This is a genomic window from Arthrobacter sp. Y3223166, assembly GCF_059090935.1.
Genome location: NZ_JBNHGE010000009.1, coordinates 41,357 through 56,926 on the forward strand (window position 1 = coordinate 41,357; position 15,570 = coordinate 56,926).

Consider the following 15,570-nt stretch of genomic DNA (forward strand, 5'->3'; position numbering starts at 1 on the left):
AGCCGGCACCGCCGTCGTCCTGAAGGATCGGTACGACGGCGGTGCCCGGCTCCGGCGGCTGCGGTTACCGCTCCGGGTAAAACTTTCGGCCGTTGACCCGTTCGGAGGCGCCTACCCGGTCCAGGTAAGGGGTGATGCCGCCCAAATGCAGCGGCCAGCCCGCACCCATGATCATGCACAGGTCGATGTCTTCCGGCGCGGCCACCACGCCTTCTTCCAGCATGAGCCCGATCTCCTCGGCGAGGGCGTCCTGGGTACGCCGCAGCAGCTGCTCGGAGCTGCTGGGGGAGTCTCCGAACTCCAGCAGCGCCAGGGTCGACTCGGGAATCACCTGCCGGCCGTCGTCGTCGGTGATCCAGAGGGACGTGATGCCGTGGTCGATGAGCCGCTGCTGGTTGGCGGAGACCCGGAAGCGGTCGCCGAAGGCCGCATTCAGCGACTCGGTGACATGCTGGGCCACCGGGATGCCGACCATGGCCAGCAGGGTGAACGGGGTCATCGGCAGGCCCATGGGCCGGAGCGCGTTGTCGGCAATGTCGGCGGGCGTGCCCTCGTCGAAGGCGTTGGCCACTTCCCCCATCAGCCGCAGCAGCACGCGGTTCACCACGAAGGCGGCCGCATCCTGGACCAGCACGGTGGTCTTCTTGAGCGCCTTGCCCAGGACAAAGGCGGTGGAGAGCACTTCGTCGCTGGTCTTCGGCGCCCGGACGATTTCCAGCAGGGGCATGACGGCCACGGGGTTGAAGAAGTGAAAGCCGACCACGCGTTCGGGATGCAGCAGGTCCGCTGCCATCTCCGTGACCGACAGCGATGAGGTGTTGGTGGCGAGGATGCAGTCCTCGGAGACCACCGCCTCGACCTCGGCGAAGACCTGCTTCTTGACGGCCAGTTCTTCGAACACGGCCTCAATCACAAAGTCGGCGTCCGAGAACGCTTCCTTGGAGGCCGAGCCGGTGACCAGGGCCTTGGTGCGGTTGGCAGCGTCGGCCGAAATGCGCTGCTTGGCCAGCAGCTTGTCCACTTCGGCGTGGACGTACTCCACGCCCTTGTCCACCCGGGCCTGGTCGATGTCCGTCATGACCACCGGAACCTTCAGCTGGCGGGCGAACAGCAAGGCCAGTTGGCTGGCCATCAGGCCGGCGCCGACCACGCCCACCTTGGTGACAGGCCGGGCGAGCTTGGGGTCCGGTGCGCCGGCCGGCCGCTTGGAACGCTTCTGCACCAGCTCCAGGAAGGCGTATACCGTGTCGCGGAAATGCGGGGTCTGCATCAATTCCGCCAGCGCCTCGACTTCAAGGTCGGCTGATTCCTGCTGGCTCTTGCCCCGGCCGGCGTCCAGGACGTCCAGCACCTTGGCCGGTGCCGGCGCGGCGTTGGACGTCTTGGCCTCCACGAACTTCCGACCGGCCGCGATGGCCTTGTCCCAGTCCGCGTCGGTGGCCGCGGAGGTCTCGGCGCGGCGGTCCGCGACCAGCCGGCGGGCGTCGTCGTCGGTGAGGATTCGCGTGGCCCAGGCCAGCGACTGCTCCAGGCAATCGGCCGGTTCGAAGAGGACGTCGGCGATGCCCAGCCGGTAGGCGGCCGCGCCGTCGAGCGCCTTGTTGTTGCTCAGTGGGTTCTCGACCATGACCTTGACGGCATTCGCCGGGCCGATCAGCCGCGGGAGCCGGTAGACCCCGCCCCAGCCGGGGATCAGGCCCAAGAAGGCTTCTGGCAGCGAGATGGCGCCGGCGCCGGTGGAGATGGTGCGGTAGTCGGCGGCGAGCGCGATTTCCAGCCCGCCGCCCATCGCCGCTCCGTTGATGAAGGCGAACGTCGGGACGCCCAGGGAGGCGAGCGTGGCATAGGCATCGTGGCCCAGCCTGGCCATGGTCCGTCCGTCTTCGGGGCCGGTGAGCCTGCCCACGGCGCTCAAGTCGGCCCCGGCCACCAGGTAGTACGGCTTGCCGGTGATGGCGACGGCGGAGATCCTGCCCGCCGCGGCCCGCGCCTTGAGCCCTTCGAGTGCCGTGCCGAGTTCCACCAGGCTGTTGGGGCCCAGGGTGGTCGGCTTACGGTGGTCCAGGTCGTTGTCCAGGGTTAGCAGCGCCAGGGTGCCGGCACCGGGTAGTTCCACATCCTGCACGTAGGAATGGGTGACGGTCTCGTCCGGGAACTTCGCGGCCAGGGCCGTGTACTCGGCGTTCATGCGTGGTCCTCTCGTGCCTGTGCTGCCGCGGGGGCGGCGGTTCCGACAATTGCGGCGGCCGCATCGGCGGTGCTGCCCGAATAATCTGCATGGTGCGGGTTTTCCCAGATCACCGTTCCCCCCATGCCCAGTCCGATGCACATCGTGGTCAGTCCGTAGCGCACCGACGGGTCGTCCGCGAACTGGCGGGCCAGCTGGGTCATGAGACGCACGCCGGAGGCGGCCAGGGGATGGCCGACGGCGATGGCCCCGCCGTAGCGGTTGACGCGGGGATCGTCATCGGCAATTCCGTAGTAGTCCAAAAAGGACAGCACCTGTACGGCGAAGGCCTCGTTGATTTCGAACAAGCCGATGTCCGCGATGTCCAGTCCCGCCATCTTCAGGGCCTTCTCGGTGGCCGGGACGGGCCCGATGCCCATGACCTCGGGCTCGACGCCGGCGAAGGCGTAGGAGACCAGGCGCATCTTCACCGGCAGGCCAAGCTCGCCGGCGGCCTCCGCAGAGGCCAGCAGCGAGACCGTGGCGCCGTCGTTGAGGCCGGCGGCATTGCCGGCGGTGACCCGGCCGTGCGGGCGGAACGGGGTCCGCAGCCCGGCCAGGTCTTCCACGGTGGTGTCCGGCCGCGGGGGTTCGTCCGCACTGTGCAACGACCAGCCTTCGCCCGGTTTGCGGCCGGCCACCGGCACCAGGTCGGGCTGGATGCTGCCGTTCCGGTAGGCCGCGGCTAACTTGGCCTGGCTGGCCGCGGCATAGGCGTCCGCGCGTTCCCTGGTGATTGCGGGGAAGCGGTCGTGCAGGTTTTCGGCGGTGTTGCCCATGTTCAGCGCCGCAGGGTCCACCAGGCGCTCGCTGGCGAACCGCGGATTCGGATCCGCCCCCTGGCCCATCGGATGGTTGCCCATGTGTTCCACGCCGCCGGCCACCACCACGTCGTACGCGCCGAAGGCGATGCCGCCGGCCGTCGTCGTCACGGCGGTCATGGCGCCGGCGCACATCCGGTCAATGGCGAAGCCGGGGACGGAACGGGGCAAGCCGGCAAGAAGCGCGGCGGTGCGGCCGATGGTCAGGCCCTGGTCGCCGGTTTGCGTGGTGGCGGCAATGGCCACGTCGTCGATGCGGCCGGGCGGCAGCGTCGGATTGCGGCGCAGGAGTTCCCGGATGCACTTGACCACCAGGTCGTCGGCCCGGGTGCCGGCGTGGATCCCCTTCTCACCCGCCTTCCCGAACGGGGTGCGCACGCCGTCGACGAAGACGACATCGCGCAGGGCGCGGGGCGGGGACGTGGGGCTCACCTGATACCTCCATGAGATGCGGAACACAGTGCTGACCATGATGTTACCCGCCGGTAACTTAAGCAGCAAGCACGCCGTAGTGGTGCCCCGGAACAATGCAGCGGCTGCGGTCCGGCGGCTACGCTGGGCGGCAGGCAAGCGGCGAGGAGACATGAAAGCGGAAGAACAGCGGTATCGTCCGGCGGAGGCCTCTGCCGGCGCCTTCCTGGTGCTGGCGGCGTCGGTGCTGTGGGGAACCACCGGAACGGCCGCCACCTTCGCGCCCGGCGTCGGACCGCTTGCCATCGGCGCGGTGGCCATGGGAGTGGGCGGGCTTTTTCAGGCGCTGACCGCGCTGTGGCCGATGAATCGTGCCCGGCCGCAACTGCGGGTGCAGTGGAAGCTGGTACTTCTGGGGGCGGTGGCCGTTGCCGTGTACCCGTTGGCCTTTTACAGTTCCATGCGCCTGGCCGGCGTTGCCGTCGGCACGGTGGTGAGCATCGGCTCCGCTCCCTTGGCGTCCGCGCTCATCGAACGGGCTGCCGACCGGCACATCCTGGGGGCCCGCTGGGCCGGCGCCGCCGTGCTGGGGCTCTCAGGAACCGCACTGCTGTGTTTCGCGGCCGCGGGCGGCGGCGGCAACGGTGCCGCGGACGGCGACGCTGCCGGGGGCGCGGGCGGCACAATGGCGGGCATTGCCCTGGGCCTGCTGGCGGGACTGACCTACGCCCTCTACTCCTGGGCGGCGCATCGGATCATCGGCGGCGGAGTGCCCGCACGCGCCGCCATGGGCGCCATGTTCGGCCTGGGCGGACTGTTGCTGATGCCGGTGCTGCTGGCCACCGGCGCTCCGCTGCTGGCCTCGTGGGGCAACGTCGCCGTGGGGGCCTACATGGCACTGGTCCCCATGTTCGCCGGCTACGTGTTGTTCGGCCTCGGCCTCGCGCGGGTCCGCGCCAGCACCGCCACAACGCTTTCGCTGGCGGAGCCTGTCGTGGCCGCCGTGCTCGCCGTGCTGGTGGTGGGCGAGCGGCTGCCGCCGGCCGGCTGGTTCGGCGTCGCCCTGGTCATCGCGAGCCTCGCCGTCCTGACCCTGCGCGGCCGCCGCCCGGCTCCCGCGCCGGCGCGGCAGGGGCGGTCAGGCAGGGGAATGCCGTTCACGCCGGCGCCGCCGGATGGAGCCGGACACCGCCCCCGCTGAAGAATCGGCGGGCCCTGCAACAGTTGCCGTGGAAGTCCGCCGGCGCGTGGAGGCGCCGACAGCGCCGCCGCCGGTGGCCGCCTCGGGCTCAGGGTTCTCCTTGAGTGCCAGCGGCTCCGGGTTGGCGTACGCTTCGGCAAGCAGCCCGGCCGTCAGTTTTCGCTGCCAGGGGCGGGCGCCGAGTTCGGCCAGGGCGGCGTCCATCGTCTGTTCCGTGACGGGTTCCGGCGGACGCCACGCGGTGCGGCGCAGGTAGTCGGGGGTGAGCAGGTTCTCCACCGGCATGTCCAACTGCTCGGCCAGGCTTGCCAGCCGGGGACGGGCAGTTTGCAGCCGGGCCGCGGCGGCCGGGTCCTTGTCGGCCCAGGAGCGCGGCGGCGGGGGAGCGTTGGTGGGCAGGTGCAGGGGAGGCAGGTCCGTCTCGCCCCGGGCCGTGGCGACGCAACGCAGCCAGCGCGGTGCCTCGCGCTGCGCGGCCCGGCCGTGGAACCCGTGCGTCTCCAGCAGCTGCGGGACGGTGGCGGGCATGGCCTTGGCCGCGGCGACGATGGCCGAGTCCGGGATCAGCCGGCCCGGCGCAACATCGCGCTTGGCGGCCAGCGTTTCGCGTTCGTTCCAGAGTTCGCGCACGGCGGCCAGCTGCCGCCGGTCCCGGATCTGGTGCAGCCCGGAGGTGCGGCGCCAGGGGTCGACGCGCGGCGGCGACGGCGGCGCGGCGCGCACCGCCTCGAATTCCTCCAGGGCGTACTCGAGCTTGCCCGCGTCGCGCAGCCTGTCTATCAGGGCCTCGCGGAGCTCGATGAGCACCTCGACGTCCAGTGCGGCGTAGCGCAGCCACGGCTCGGGCAGGGGGCGCGTGGACCAGTCCGCCGCCGAGTGCTCCTTGGCCAGCGTGAAACCGAGCAGGGATTCGATCACGGCGGCCAGGCCCACCCGGGGCAGGCCGGCCAGCCGGGCCGCGAGTTCGGTGTCGAACAATTTGTCGGGCCACATGCCCAGCTCGGACAGGCAGGGCAAATCCTGGCTGGCGGCGTGCAGGATCCACTCGACGCCGCGCACGGAGTCATTGAGCAGCTTCAGGTCCTCAAACGGCTCGGGGTCGATCAGCCAGGTGCCGGCACCCTCGCGCCGCAACTGGACCAGGAAGGCGCGCTGCCCGTAGCGGAAGCCCGAGGCCCGCTCGGCGTCGATGGCGACCGGACCGGTGCCGGCCGCCAGCGCATCGGCGGCCCGCTGCAGCCCCGACTCGCTGGCGATGACCAGCGGAACGCCATCCCGCGGCGCGTCGAGGTGGATCAGCTGGGGGGTCTGCTCCCGGTGTTCTGCGGCGTCGTTGGAAGTGCTCTGGTCAGGGCTGTTCTGCCCGGACGTGTCCGAAGTCAAGGAGCTCATGATCCGTTCAGTTTAGGCCAGCAGCATGCGCCCGGCCGAATGGCGGGACGCGCCATGCCGTAATCGGAGGCGATGAAGCGCCGCACGCCGACTTCCTGGCAGCCCACAGCCATTTCTGATGCATCCGCAGCTCCCGGGTGATTACAAACTTGCAATTGACTTCGCTAGCGGATGGGTTCCTGCGGATGAGCCCTCATCTGGGTTGCGCCAGGACGACGGCGGGCAGGATGTGTTCGCACATTTCTCGGCCAGCGCCTCCAGCGGCGTCGTCGCAGGGATCTTGGTACTTGTTGCATCCTTGCCGGCCCGATGGACTTTCGGTCAGGCTATGTTCAGCCCGGCGCAGGAACGGTTACTTTCGGTTGAAAGGGCCCGCTCTGCGTTATTGAGTGCTGGCCGGGTTCTGTTGCGCTGCACGGCACAACTGCTCTTCACGTTCTTCCGGGGAAAGCTCGTTCCATTTCGCTGTCTGGGCTTGGATCTGGGCTTCGGAGAAACTCAGAACCTTCATTTCTTCGGGGGAAATGATGACACTGTTCTCCGCGCCGATCATATTCTTCCGGTCCAGTTCTGCGCCTGCACCGTCCGCGTAGTCAGCTGAGCATTCGACGAAGGGCTGGTGGGCATCCGGCGTGTCAATTGCAAGGCTCTGGCTGGGAAGGGTGCTGATGCCAAGGATTAGGCCGGCAGTCAGAAAGAAGACTGTAGTCAACAGGATGGACGGTTTCTTAGCCATTTGTTCCCCCTCGCATCAACCCCGGTTTGTGCGAGCGGGGACGAATCGATTTTCGCCCAGCCTACCCGGTGCGGACGGTGTTGCCGGACACTTGGCCTAGGAGCGGTGTGCCCCAGTAGTAAGGTTCCCCAGCCATTAGCCTTGCATCAAAGTAATGGCGGGGAAGTTTGGCTAGGAAAAGCTTCCAAAGAGTGCGCAAGACAAGCGGCTAAGCCCTACCGGCTCCGCTGGCGCGGGCCGGAGGGTGGACCACTCCGAGCCTGTCGTTGCCTCATCTGGAACCGGAAATGATTTCGGTTACTAGTAGCAGGGTGGCCGCAAAGAAGGGGGCCGCGCCGAGTGTAAACCCGATCCACGGCCATCGTCCGTGTTCAGGTTCGGCTGTCATCCGTTGTGCCAGTGCAGTGCAAGTGACGATAAGTGTCACCGGGGCGTACATGTGAGGCACGTTGAAAACTCCTATGCCCAGGAGCGTCACGAGCCAAATGTCAGCCAGCATAATCAGCACCAAGATTCCGAGTGACCAGGCAGGGACGACGAGACGTTTGTTGGGGAAGTAGATCATGACGAGGATCCCGAGCAATCCGAAACCTGCCAATGCAACCGCGCCCCATAGAACAGCGTCACCCACCTCGGCCCCAATTTCTTGGGAGGGGGTCTGGACAGCGTCCGAGGAGAGGTAGACAAAATGATGCAGGATGTGCACATACGCGGGAGGCAGGGCCAAGCCGATTAGCGTTCTCGCCCAGATGGATGACCACCAGGGAGAGTTGCCCCTTGAAATATCTGCTGCGGATGATTGCACGGTTTGGAAACCTACTTCTTTACCTGAGACTGAACCCACTTTGTGCGAGCACGCCAATGGCTCCGTCCATCTGTTCCTCGAAACACTACGGCCACCAGACTTCTGTACATAAAGGGTTCCCTTATGCTGGCTCTACGCTCCGGGAAGCGTTTGCATGCTTTCTGTGCAGACCAAGGATCATCATCGGGCTGTGCGGGTCGATCGGGGGGGGTCTGACCAGACCAGAAGTGCGGTGCGGACCAAATCTGGCTCAAAGAATGATTCATTTGGCTAATAGGTTGATTTGCAGCATTTCGGCGGGATCTGTGTGATTGCCGTGGATATGGTGACTGGCATGGAACCGGTTTTGAAATTTGTGCGGAATTGGGGCGCCCCTGTGGCGGCCGTCCTTTTCTTTACACTGTGGTGTATTGCGGAGGCAGGAAGGATGGGAGGATCCTGGCAGTCATGGCCAGGGAACTGGCCGCTGGTGCTGATGACACTGGCGGTTGCCACTGCCGCTTGGAAGCCTTTGGTCTCTCTTGGGTTCACGGTTGCACTTCTTACCGGACAGATAAGTCATATTTTGCCGCCGATGGAAGCCAATCACTGGGCCATTTACCTTGGCTCGTTTGTCGCTCTGGGCTTTATCGTGTGGATTGCCCCGGCCCGGCAGCGGTACATGGCTGTGGGCGTGAACGTGGCCGCCGCTGCCGTCATGGCGTTCCTGATGCTTTCGTGGCGATACGGCGACGGTGTCGGTTGGTTCCCCCCGGCGCAGGCCGGCGACCGGTGGATGCTGCAGGACTATGGCTGGCAGTTGTTCGCGCTCCTCCTGTTGATAGCCGGGGCGTGCGCCGCCGTCGGCGGACTGGCGGCGCTGTATCAGGAACGGGGAGGTTTGTTCCGGGCCCGCGAACTGGCGCAAAACAGTCTGCAGGAGACCGAGATCGACCTGATCGTGGAGCAGGAACGGACACGCATCGCCAGGGATTTGCACGACGTCCTCGCTCATTCGCTGGCAGTCGTCGCCGCGCAGGCCGATGGAACCCGCTACCTGAGCAAGGACCAGCCCCAAGCCGTCCTAAGCGCCCTGGACACGATCGCCCGATCCGCCCGGAGCGCCTTGGTGGATGCGCAACGCGTGATCGAGGGCGTCCACGATAACGGTATGGTGGCGCCCCAGCCGCTGCTGAGTGACATCCCGGAACTCATCGAAGGCATGCAGCGCGGAAGTTTGAAGATTCACCCGACCGAGTCCGGGACACCGGTGGAACTGTCTGCCGGGCAGGAGATGGCCGTCTTCCGAATCGTTCAGGAGTGCCTGACCAACGCCCTCAAACATGGCGGGCGCGGCACCGATGTGCAGCTCCACTTTGACTGGAGCGGGCCGGGCCTGACTCTGCACGTGGCCTCGTCCGGCGCCGCAACCGGCCAAGAAGATGCCGCGAATCCGGCCACGTCCCGGGTGGGGAGGGGACTTCCCGGTATGCGCGAACGCGCCCATCTGGCCGGTGGCTGGCTGACGGCCGGGCCGGACGGCGAACACTTCCGGGTGACGGCCTTTATCCCCTACGGAACCATGGAAGCGACGACGGGGGACGATGCAGTCGGCGCCGAAGCCAGGGACACCTTCGGTGACGTTTCGAGTGCGGAAGTCCAGCCGGCTCTCGCCGCAGCGGGCCTTCCCGGGCAGGCAGGGGCCGCACGGGAAGCGGACCACCGTGGTTGAGGAGGGGACACGTATCACCGTGGCCCTGGTGGACGACCAGCCCTTGTTCCGGGCGGGTATCCGCATGCTGATAGAGAGCCAGGAGGATCTGGAATTCTTGGGAGAGGCCGGTGACGGGGAAGCATCGGTGGCCCTTGCAATCGAACGGCGTCCGGACGTGATGCTGATGGACCTGCGTATGCCGGTAATGGATGGCGTCGAAGCCACCCGGCGGATCGTGCAGCACGCCGCGGCGGCCGGCATCGATAAGCCGAAGATCATTGCGTTGACCACGTTCAACAGGGATCAGGCAGTGGTTCAGGTTGTGCGGGCCGGGGCGAGCGGGTATCTGCTCAAGAGCGCGGAACCGGAATTTCTACTGGCGGCGATCCGGACCGTTCATTCCGGCTACTCCGTCATCGCCCCGGGATCCGTTCACTCTCTCTTCGAGCATGCAGCCCGCACCGTTCCCGCTATCGGCCCGGACTTGTCCGTACTTAATGTGTTGTCGGTGCGGGAGCGGGACGTCTTCCTGCTCGCGGCAAAAGGCCTGAGCAACGGTGAAATGGCGGAGAGTCTGTTCGTTTCTGAAGCCACCATCAAAACCCACCTGCGCAGCGTGCTGGACAAGCTCGAACTGCGCACCCGCCTCCAGTTGGTCGCCTTCGCCCACGAACGCCGCCTACTGGGCACCTGAACAGGCGACAGTTGCTCGATAACTGTTGCGGGCGCTGATTTGGTGCGTGCATCTCGGTTACCGGGCACTCTCGCGCACCGTTTACGCCGGCTGTCATGTCTCGAGTTTTGATCACCGGCATGCCAGGCGTGGGAAAGACAACGGTGCTGCACGAGTTGTCCCGGCGGGGCTACCGAACGATCGACACCGACTACGACGCCTGGGTGCTTCCTGACGGAACGTGGGATGAACCGCGGATGACGGCACTTCTGGCATCTCATTCGTCTCTGGTTGTCTCGGGGACTGTCGAGAATCAAGGTCGCTTCTATGACCGTTTCGCCGCTGTTGTTCTCCTGAGCGCACCCGTAGAAGTCCTCATCGAGCGAGTCTCGGTTCGTAAGAACAATCCCTACGGCAGCTCAGAGGCAGACCAGTCCGTGATCCGCCAATACGTTCTCGACGTCGAACCGTTGCTTCGGAAAGGGGCGTCCCACGAACTGGATGGTCGTCGACCGGTTCCGGAACTGGCGGATGAGGTTGAGCGTCTCATCTCGACGTGTGATGAGGCCTGACGCCCGATAAACGAACGGCTAGCAGGCACCTGGGAGTCATGTGGCGGGACGCAAAGAGTAAGGGGCCCGGCACGGCGTCCTTGACGCTAGCCGCCATGCTGGCGAAGTGCCCGGTTAAAGAGCGGCATAGAGGCGCAGGCCCATGTATCGTTCGGTGCTGTTCCCTGACCGCTACGCTCGTCAGCATGGGGAGTGAATCTATCCGAGCCGCATATAGGGCACGTGCCGCCGAGTACACGCGCATTCTTGGTTCCGTTGAGGACATGCACGAGCTGGATCGGCAACGCATCGGACGTTGGGCGACAAGTATTGACGGCTGCGTGATTGATGCCGGGTGTGGACCCGGCCATTGGACCGACTTCCTCTACCAATGCGGTGCCAATGTGCAAGGGATCGACCTTGTTCCCGAATTCATTGAAAGTGCCCGCGGGCGCTTTCCCGATGTGCCTTTTCGCGTTGCCTCCTTACGTAATCTAGACGTACCAGATGGATCACTGGATGGTGTGCTGGCCTGGTACTCCCTCATCCACATGCCACCAGACGAGTTGTCCTTCGTGCTCAAGGAGATCGCTCGTGCCCTTGCCCAGGGCGGGCAACTACTCGTCGGATTCTTCGAGGGTTTTTCGGGCAAGCCTTTCCCACACGCTGTTACAACGGCGTACTACTGCTCCATCGAGCAGATGGGGCACTTGCTCAGCGAAGCAGGTTTCGATGTGCTCGACGTCGAGACGCGCCAAGACCCCGGGAAGCGAGCCCATGCCGCCATAACGGCTTCCGTCCGGTAAAAAGAATGAGCAGGCCACTGTCAGCTACCTCATCGTGTACTCCTACGAGACCGCCGCCTGGGCAGGTCTACCCCTACGCCGCGCACGTTGCCGCGCTGACCCGGGAACTCGCCACGGCCCGGTGCCGGTCCGTAACGTGTGGCTCGTGCCCGGCCGAATGGCGGGACGCGCCGGCACACGGGCTGCCCTGCAGGCGGGCGTCGGCTGGTCAGTTGCGGCGGCGGTGCGGCAGGGCGGCAACACCTTCCGGCAGTGGCGGCAACCCGGCATAGGTGCACACCATGTCGCTCCACGCCTCCAGGTGGGAGCGGATGTCGGCGGAGGCAGGCGTCCAGGAGGCGCGAAGTTCGATGTCGATCGAGTCCTGCCGCCCGCTCAGCGTGCCGTAGCTTTCGGACAGGATGCGGGTCGCGGTGCCCCCGGCGTTGCGGTAAGGGGCGCCGTGGTTCTCCAAGGCTTCCACCAGCCAGTCCCACGCGACGGAGCCGAGCATGGTGTCGTTGCCCATGTCGGCGTCGAGCTCGGCGCGGATGTAGGTGACGATCCGGAAGGTTCCGTCCCAGACCGCCGAACCTTCCGGGTCGTGCAGCAGGATGAAGCGGCCGGTGGCCAGTTCCGGGCCGTCGGCGGTCTGCAGGGCGGTGACCACCGGGCCGTGGAGCGGCCGGGGGCCCGGTTCGGCGATGACTTCCGCGCCGAGGGCCACGGCGAAGGGGGCCAGCCGGGAGGGCGCGGGAATTTCCTCCAGCCGCAGTTCATTCCGGCACTGCGCTTGGCGCAGGTCCGACAGCGCGCGCATGAACTCAGGCGGCACTGCAGAGAGATCAATCGCACTCACACAGCCAGATTAGGCCCTGATGCCGCAGGACGTCAGGCAGGCGCGCCGGGGAGCGGAGGGCATCCCGGCGCGGGGCTAGGAGAGTTCGCTGCGGATGGCCGCGGCGAAGGCGTCGATGTCGTCTTCGGTGGTGTCGAAGGAGCACATCCAGCGGACCTCCCCGCGCGACGAATCCCAGTCGTAGAAGCGGAACTTTTGCCGCAGCCGGTCCGCCACCCCGGGCGGCAGCGCGGCGAACACGGCGTTGGACTGGGTCGGCTGGGTCAGGGACAGCCCCTCGACGCCCTCGACGGCGGCGCGCAGCCGCGCGGCCATCGCGTTGGCGTGGGAAGCGGAGCGCAGCCACAGGTCGCCGTCGTACAGGGCGATGAGCTGGGCGGAGATGAACCGCATCTTCGAGGCCAGCTGCATGTTCATCTTGCGCAGGTACTGCAGCCCGTGGGCCGCATCCGGGTTCAGCACCACGACGCATTCGCCGTAGAGCAGGCCGTTCTTGGTGCCGCCGAGCGACAGGATGTCCACCCCGGCGTCGGTGGTGAAGCTGCGCAGGTCGGTGCCCAGGGAGGCGGCCGCGTTGGACAGCCGGGCCCCGTCCATGTGCAGCTTCATGCCGCGTTCGTGCACGTGGTCGGCGATGGCGCGGACTTCCTCGATGCTGTACAGCGTGCCCAGCTCCGTGCTTTGCGTGATGGACACGGCCAGCGGCTGCGCGCGGTGTTCGTCCCCCCAGCCCCAGGCTTCCCGGTCGATCAGCTCCGGAGTGAGCTTGCCGTCGTCGGCCGGCACCGCCAGGAGCTTGATCCCGCCCACGCGTTCGGGCGCACCGTTTTCATCCACGTTGATGTGCGCGGTGGAGGTGCAGATGACGGCGCCCCACCGCGGCAACAGCGACTGCAGCGACAGCACGTTGGCGCCGGTCCCGTTGAACACCGGGAAAGCCTGGGCGGCGTCGCCGAAGTGTCCGGCGATCACCTGTTGCAGCCGCGCCGTGTAGGCGTCCTCGCCGTAGGCAACCTGGTGCCCGGTATTGGCGTGGGCCAGCGCGGTCAGGACCTCCGGATGGACGCCGGAGTAATTGTCCGAGGCGAAGCCGCGCAGGTCGGTGTCGTGCAGGGAACCGGAAAGCAGGGGGGAGTCAGTCACGTGTTTCAGTATTCCTTAATCAGTGGGTGCCGTCACAGCCGGACCCGGGTCAGGCCAGCCGGATGCGTTCCCCGTTGAGGCGGGCGGCGTCCAGCGTGAACAGGGAGGCGGCGGCGCGGCCCAGGTCTGCCACATCGGTAAAACCGGCAAATGCCTTCTCCGGATCGGCCCGGCGCATGGCGTCGTCAAGCAGGGCCTTGACGGCCAGGACGACGGCGGCAGAGCGCTGGGGGGCGGGATCCTCCTTGCGCCCGGACTGGGCCCGGCGGAAGGCATCGGCCACCGAGAACATCCAGCTCTCGGCGGCGGCTTTGGCGGCAGCGTAGTTGGCGCCGGACGCGGTGGGGGTATCCGTTGCCGTGCTCGAGACGATGGCCACCCGGCCGGACGCCGAGGCCTCCAGCTGGGAAAAGAACGCGCGGGTGGTGTTCCGCAGCGTGCTGATCAGCTGCCGGTGCAGGAAGTCCCAGTCCTCGTCCGACTGCCCCGTCAGGCCCTGGCCGCCGCGCCAGCCGCCCACCAGGTGGATCAGTCCGTCGGCCCCGCCGTGCTCGGCGGCAACGGCGCCGGCCAGCTCTTCCACGGCCCGGCGGTCGGCGAGGTCGCACTGGTAGGAGGCCACGGCATCGTTCTCCGCATAGGCGGCGTCGAGCCGGTCCTTGCTACTGCCGACCGCCAGCACGGTGGCACCCGCGCCGGTCAGGGCAGCGGTGACGGCCTGGCCGGAGGCGCCGGATGCGCCGGCGACGACCACCGTGAGGCCGGCGAGGCGGCCGGGGCCGGGCGCGGCGGCCAGCAGCCGTTCGGCATCGGGCGGCCCGTCGCCGTTGCGCTGGTATTCGGCGGCGGCCATGTCAGGCCGACTCTCCGGTGATCCCCGAGGTGGATTCGATCACCGGCTTCATCTTCCGCGAGAGGGCCTCGTAGAACATCGACAGCGGGAACTCGTCGTCCATGACCTGGTCGGTGACCTCGCGCGGCAGCCCTGTCAGCGGCAGGGCCTCGGGGCCCTTGGCCCAGACCGAGGCCGGGTGCGGGGTCAGTGTCTTGGTCAGCATCTCGTAGGCGGCCAGCCAGTGGGCCACCTTGGGCCGGTCGATGGAGCGCCAGTACAGCTCCTCGATTTCCCCGCCCAGGGCGACGACGGCGTCCGCCACGTTGTCCCAGTCGATGGAGAGCTTGCCGTCCGTCCAGTGCAGCACCCGGTGCTGGTGCAGCCAGGCGAACAGCAGCTGGCCGCCCAGGCCGTCGTAGTTGCGCACCCGGTTGCCGGTGATGGCGAAGCGGAAGATCCGGTCGAAGATCACCGCGTACTGCACCAGCCGGGCGTGCCTGCGGACCTGATCGGACGCGGTGGCGTCCTGGGCCAGGCGCACCGACTCGCGGAAGGCGGTCAGATCACAGCGCAGTTCCTCCAGCGAGTACAGGAAGTACGGCATCCGCTGCTTGATCATGAACGGGTCGAAGGGCAGGTCGCCGCGCATGTGCGTGCGGTCGTGGATCAGGTCCCACATGACAAAAGTTTCCTGCGTCAACTGCTGGTCATCGAGCAGGGCCGCAGCTTCTTCCGGCAGGTCCAGCGAGGTGATGTCGGCCGCGGCGCGGACCACCGTGCGGAACCGGGCCGCCTCGCGGTCGGCGAAGATGGCGCCCCAGGTGAAGGCGGGGGTTTCCCGCACGGCCACGGTCTCCGGGAAGAGCACGGCCGAGTTGGTGTCGTAGCCGGCCGTGAAGTCCAGGAAGCGGATGGGCACGAACAGCTTGTTGGAGTAGGAGCCCGATTCCAGTTCGCCGATGAAGTCCGGCCAGATGACCTCGATCAGCACGGCTTCGACCAACCGGTCGCTGCTGCCGTTCTGCGTGTACATCGGGAAGACCACCAGGTGCCGCAGGCCGTTGATCCGGTGCTGCTGCGGCTGGAACGCCAGCAGCGAGTCCAGGAAGTCCGGGACGCCGAATCCGCCGTCGCGCCAGCGGCGGAAGTCCACCACCAGTTTCTCCAGGTAGTCGGCGTCGTGTTCGAACAGCGGGGCCAGCTGGCCGATGGCGTCGATGATCACGTCCGTGTGCCCGGCGGCAGCGGGTTTGTTGCCGTCGTCCGGTACCGAGCCGTCGTGGACCTGGAGTCCGCGCAGTGCGGTGGCCGCCTCTTTCAGGCGCAGCCATGCCGGGTGCTGCGCCGGGTTGCCGTGCACGGCGGCACTGGAGTTGCTGCGGGTGGGGGTGATGGTCATCGTCGCCTCGCCTTTCCGTCGGGCCGGGTCTCCCGGCGC

Annotated in this window: 14 protein-coding genes; 5 read left to right on the plus strand and 9 right to left on the minus strand. The window is 67.0% G+C overall.

What is annotated here, in order from left to right; genetic code table 11:
* Nucleotides 1-64 precede the first annotated feature (64 nt).
* On the minus strand, nucleotides 65-2,188 hold the full coding sequence (locus AC5RUH_RS06530; RefSeq protein WP_494128182.1) for a 3-hydroxyacyl-CoA dehydrogenase NAD-binding domain-containing protein: 2,124 nt from the start codon (nucleotides 2,186-2,188) through the stop codon (nucleotides 65-67).
* Nucleotides 2,185-3,480 carry a thiolase family protein gene (locus AC5RUH_RS06535; protein WP_494128183.1) on the minus strand — a complete coding sequence of 432 codons (1,296 nt, stop codon included), beginning with the start codon at nucleotides 3,478-3,480 and terminating at the stop codon, nucleotides 2,185-2,187. The genes AC5RUH_RS06530 and AC5RUH_RS06535 overlap by 4 nt, the downstream gene beginning before the upstream one ends.
* Before the next feature lie 151 nt (nucleotides 3,481-3,631).
* Between AC5RUH_RS06535 and AC5RUH_RS06540 the strand changes: the two genes are divergently transcribed.
* Nucleotides 3,632-4,660 (plus strand): DMT family transporter, encoded by a 1,029-nt coding sequence (locus AC5RUH_RS06540; RefSeq protein ID WP_494128184.1) that lies wholly within the window; start codon nucleotides 3,632-3,634, stop codon nucleotides 4,658-4,660.
* Here AC5RUH_RS06540 and AC5RUH_RS06545 read toward each other — a convergent pair.
* The 3 genes from AC5RUH_RS06545 to AC5RUH_RS06555 form a co-directional block, all read right to left on the minus strand.
* Nucleotides 4,598-6,052: an HRDC domain-containing protein gene (locus AC5RUH_RS06545; RefSeq protein WP_494128185.1), complete on the minus strand. Its 1,455-nt coding sequence runs from the start codon at nucleotides 6,050-6,052 to the stop codon at nucleotides 4,598-4,600. The two genes, AC5RUH_RS06540 and AC5RUH_RS06545, sit on opposite strands and share 63 nt — an antisense overlap.
* Before the next feature lie 382 nt (nucleotides 6,053-6,434).
* Nucleotides 6,435-6,788, minus strand: coding sequence for a hypothetical protein (locus AC5RUH_RS06550; RefSeq protein WP_494128186.1), 354 nt, complete (start codon nucleotides 6,786-6,788; stop codon nucleotides 6,435-6,437).
* Nucleotides 6,789-7,059: 271 nt separating this feature from the next.
* On the minus strand, nucleotides 7,060-7,515 hold the full coding sequence (locus AC5RUH_RS06555; protein WP_494128187.1) for a hypothetical protein: 456 nt from the start codon (nucleotides 7,513-7,515) through the stop codon (nucleotides 7,060-7,062).
* Nucleotides 7,516-7,876: 361 nt separating this feature from the next.
* On the opposite strand from AC5RUH_RS06555, the gene AC5RUH_RS06560 reads away from it, so the two are divergent.
* The 4 genes from AC5RUH_RS06560 to AC5RUH_RS06575 all read left to right on the plus strand — a co-directional run bounded on the left by AC5RUH_RS06560 (nucleotide 7,877) and on the right by AC5RUH_RS06575 (nucleotide 11,316).
* Nucleotides 7,877-9,304 (plus strand): sensor histidine kinase, encoded by a 1,428-nt coding sequence (locus AC5RUH_RS06560; protein ID WP_494025832.1) that lies wholly within the window; start codon nucleotides 7,877-7,879, stop codon nucleotides 9,302-9,304.
* Nucleotides 9,297-9,980 carry a response regulator gene (locus AC5RUH_RS06565; RefSeq protein WP_494128188.1) on the plus strand — a complete coding sequence of 228 codons (684 nt, stop codon included), beginning with the start codon at nucleotides 9,297-9,299 and terminating at the stop codon, nucleotides 9,978-9,980. The genes AC5RUH_RS06560 and AC5RUH_RS06565 overlap by 8 nt, the downstream gene beginning before the upstream one ends.
* 107 nt (nucleotides 9,981-10,087) lie before the next feature.
* Nucleotides 10,088-10,531, plus strand: a complete 444-nt coding sequence (locus AC5RUH_RS06570; protein ID WP_494025833.1) for an AAA family ATPase — start codon at nucleotides 10,088-10,090, stop codon at nucleotides 10,529-10,531.
* Nucleotides 10,532-10,794: 263 nt separating this feature from the next.
* Complete coding sequence (locus AC5RUH_RS06575; RefSeq protein WP_494128189.1) at nucleotides 10,795-11,316, plus strand: class I SAM-dependent methyltransferase; 522 nt, start codon at nucleotides 10,795-10,797, stop codon at nucleotides 11,314-11,316.
* Nucleotides 11,317-11,524: 208 nt separating this feature from the next.
* Here the strand turns inward: AC5RUH_RS06575 and AC5RUH_RS06580 are convergent, their stop codons facing one another.
* The 4 genes from AC5RUH_RS06580 to AC5RUH_RS06595 form a co-directional block, all read right to left on the minus strand.
* Nucleotides 11,525-12,115: a DUF3000 domain-containing protein gene (locus tag AC5RUH_RS06580; protein ID WP_494001247.1), complete on the minus strand. Its 591-nt coding sequence runs from the start codon at nucleotides 12,113-12,115 to the stop codon at nucleotides 11,525-11,527.
* 114 nt (nucleotides 12,116-12,229) lie between these two features.
* On the minus strand, nucleotides 12,230-13,297 hold the full coding sequence (locus AC5RUH_RS06585) for a threonine aldolase family protein (RefSeq protein WP_493999563.1): 1,068 nt from the start codon (nucleotides 13,295-13,297) through the stop codon (nucleotides 12,230-12,232).
* Nucleotides 13,298-13,346: 49 nt separating this feature from the next.
* Complete coding sequence (locus AC5RUH_RS06590; RefSeq protein WP_494128190.1) at nucleotides 13,347-14,150, minus strand: SDR family NAD(P)-dependent oxidoreductase; 804 nt, start codon at nucleotides 14,148-14,150, stop codon at nucleotides 13,347-13,349.
* Nucleotide 14,151: 1 nt separating this feature from the next.
* Nucleotides 14,152-15,531: a DUF6421 family protein gene (locus tag AC5RUH_RS06595; RefSeq protein WP_494128191.1), complete on the minus strand. Its 1,380-nt coding sequence runs from the start codon at nucleotides 15,529-15,531 to the stop codon at nucleotides 14,152-14,154.
* Nucleotides 15,532-15,570 lie beyond the last annotated feature (39 nt).

Excerpts from the sequence above, each read along its gene's own strand:
- AC5RUH_RS06530 (WP_494128182.1), bottom strand. The coding sequence starts at position 2,188 with ATGAACGCCGAGTACACGGCCCTGGCCGCGAAGTTCCCGGACGAGACC.
- AC5RUH_RS06540 (WP_494128184.1), top strand. The coding sequence starts at position 3,632 with ATGAAAGCGGAAGAACAGCGGTATCGTCCGGCGGAGGCCTCTGCCGGC.
- AC5RUH_RS06545 (WP_494128185.1), bottom strand. The coding sequence starts at position 6,052 with ATGAGCTCCTTGACTTCGGACACGTCCGGGCAGAACAGCCCTGACCAG.
- AC5RUH_RS06550 (WP_494128186.1), bottom strand. The coding sequence starts at position 6,788 with ATGGCTAAGAAACCGTCCATCCTGTTGACTACAGTCTTCTTTCTGACT.
- AC5RUH_RS06575 (WP_494128189.1), top strand. The coding sequence starts at position 10,795 with ATGCACGAGCTGGATCGGCAACGCATCGGACGTTGGGCGACAAGTATT.
- AC5RUH_RS06580 (WP_494001247.1), bottom strand. The coding sequence starts at position 12,115 with ATGCGCGCGCTGTCGGACCTGCGCCAAGCGCAGTGCCGGAATGAACTG.
- AC5RUH_RS06590 (WP_494128190.1), bottom strand. The coding sequence starts at position 14,150 with ATGGCCGCCGCCGAATACCAGCGCAACGGCGACGGGCCGCCCGATGCC.
- AC5RUH_RS06595 (WP_494128191.1), bottom strand. The coding sequence starts at position 15,531 with ATGACCATCACCCCCACCCGCAGCAACTCCAGTGCCGCCGTGCACGGC.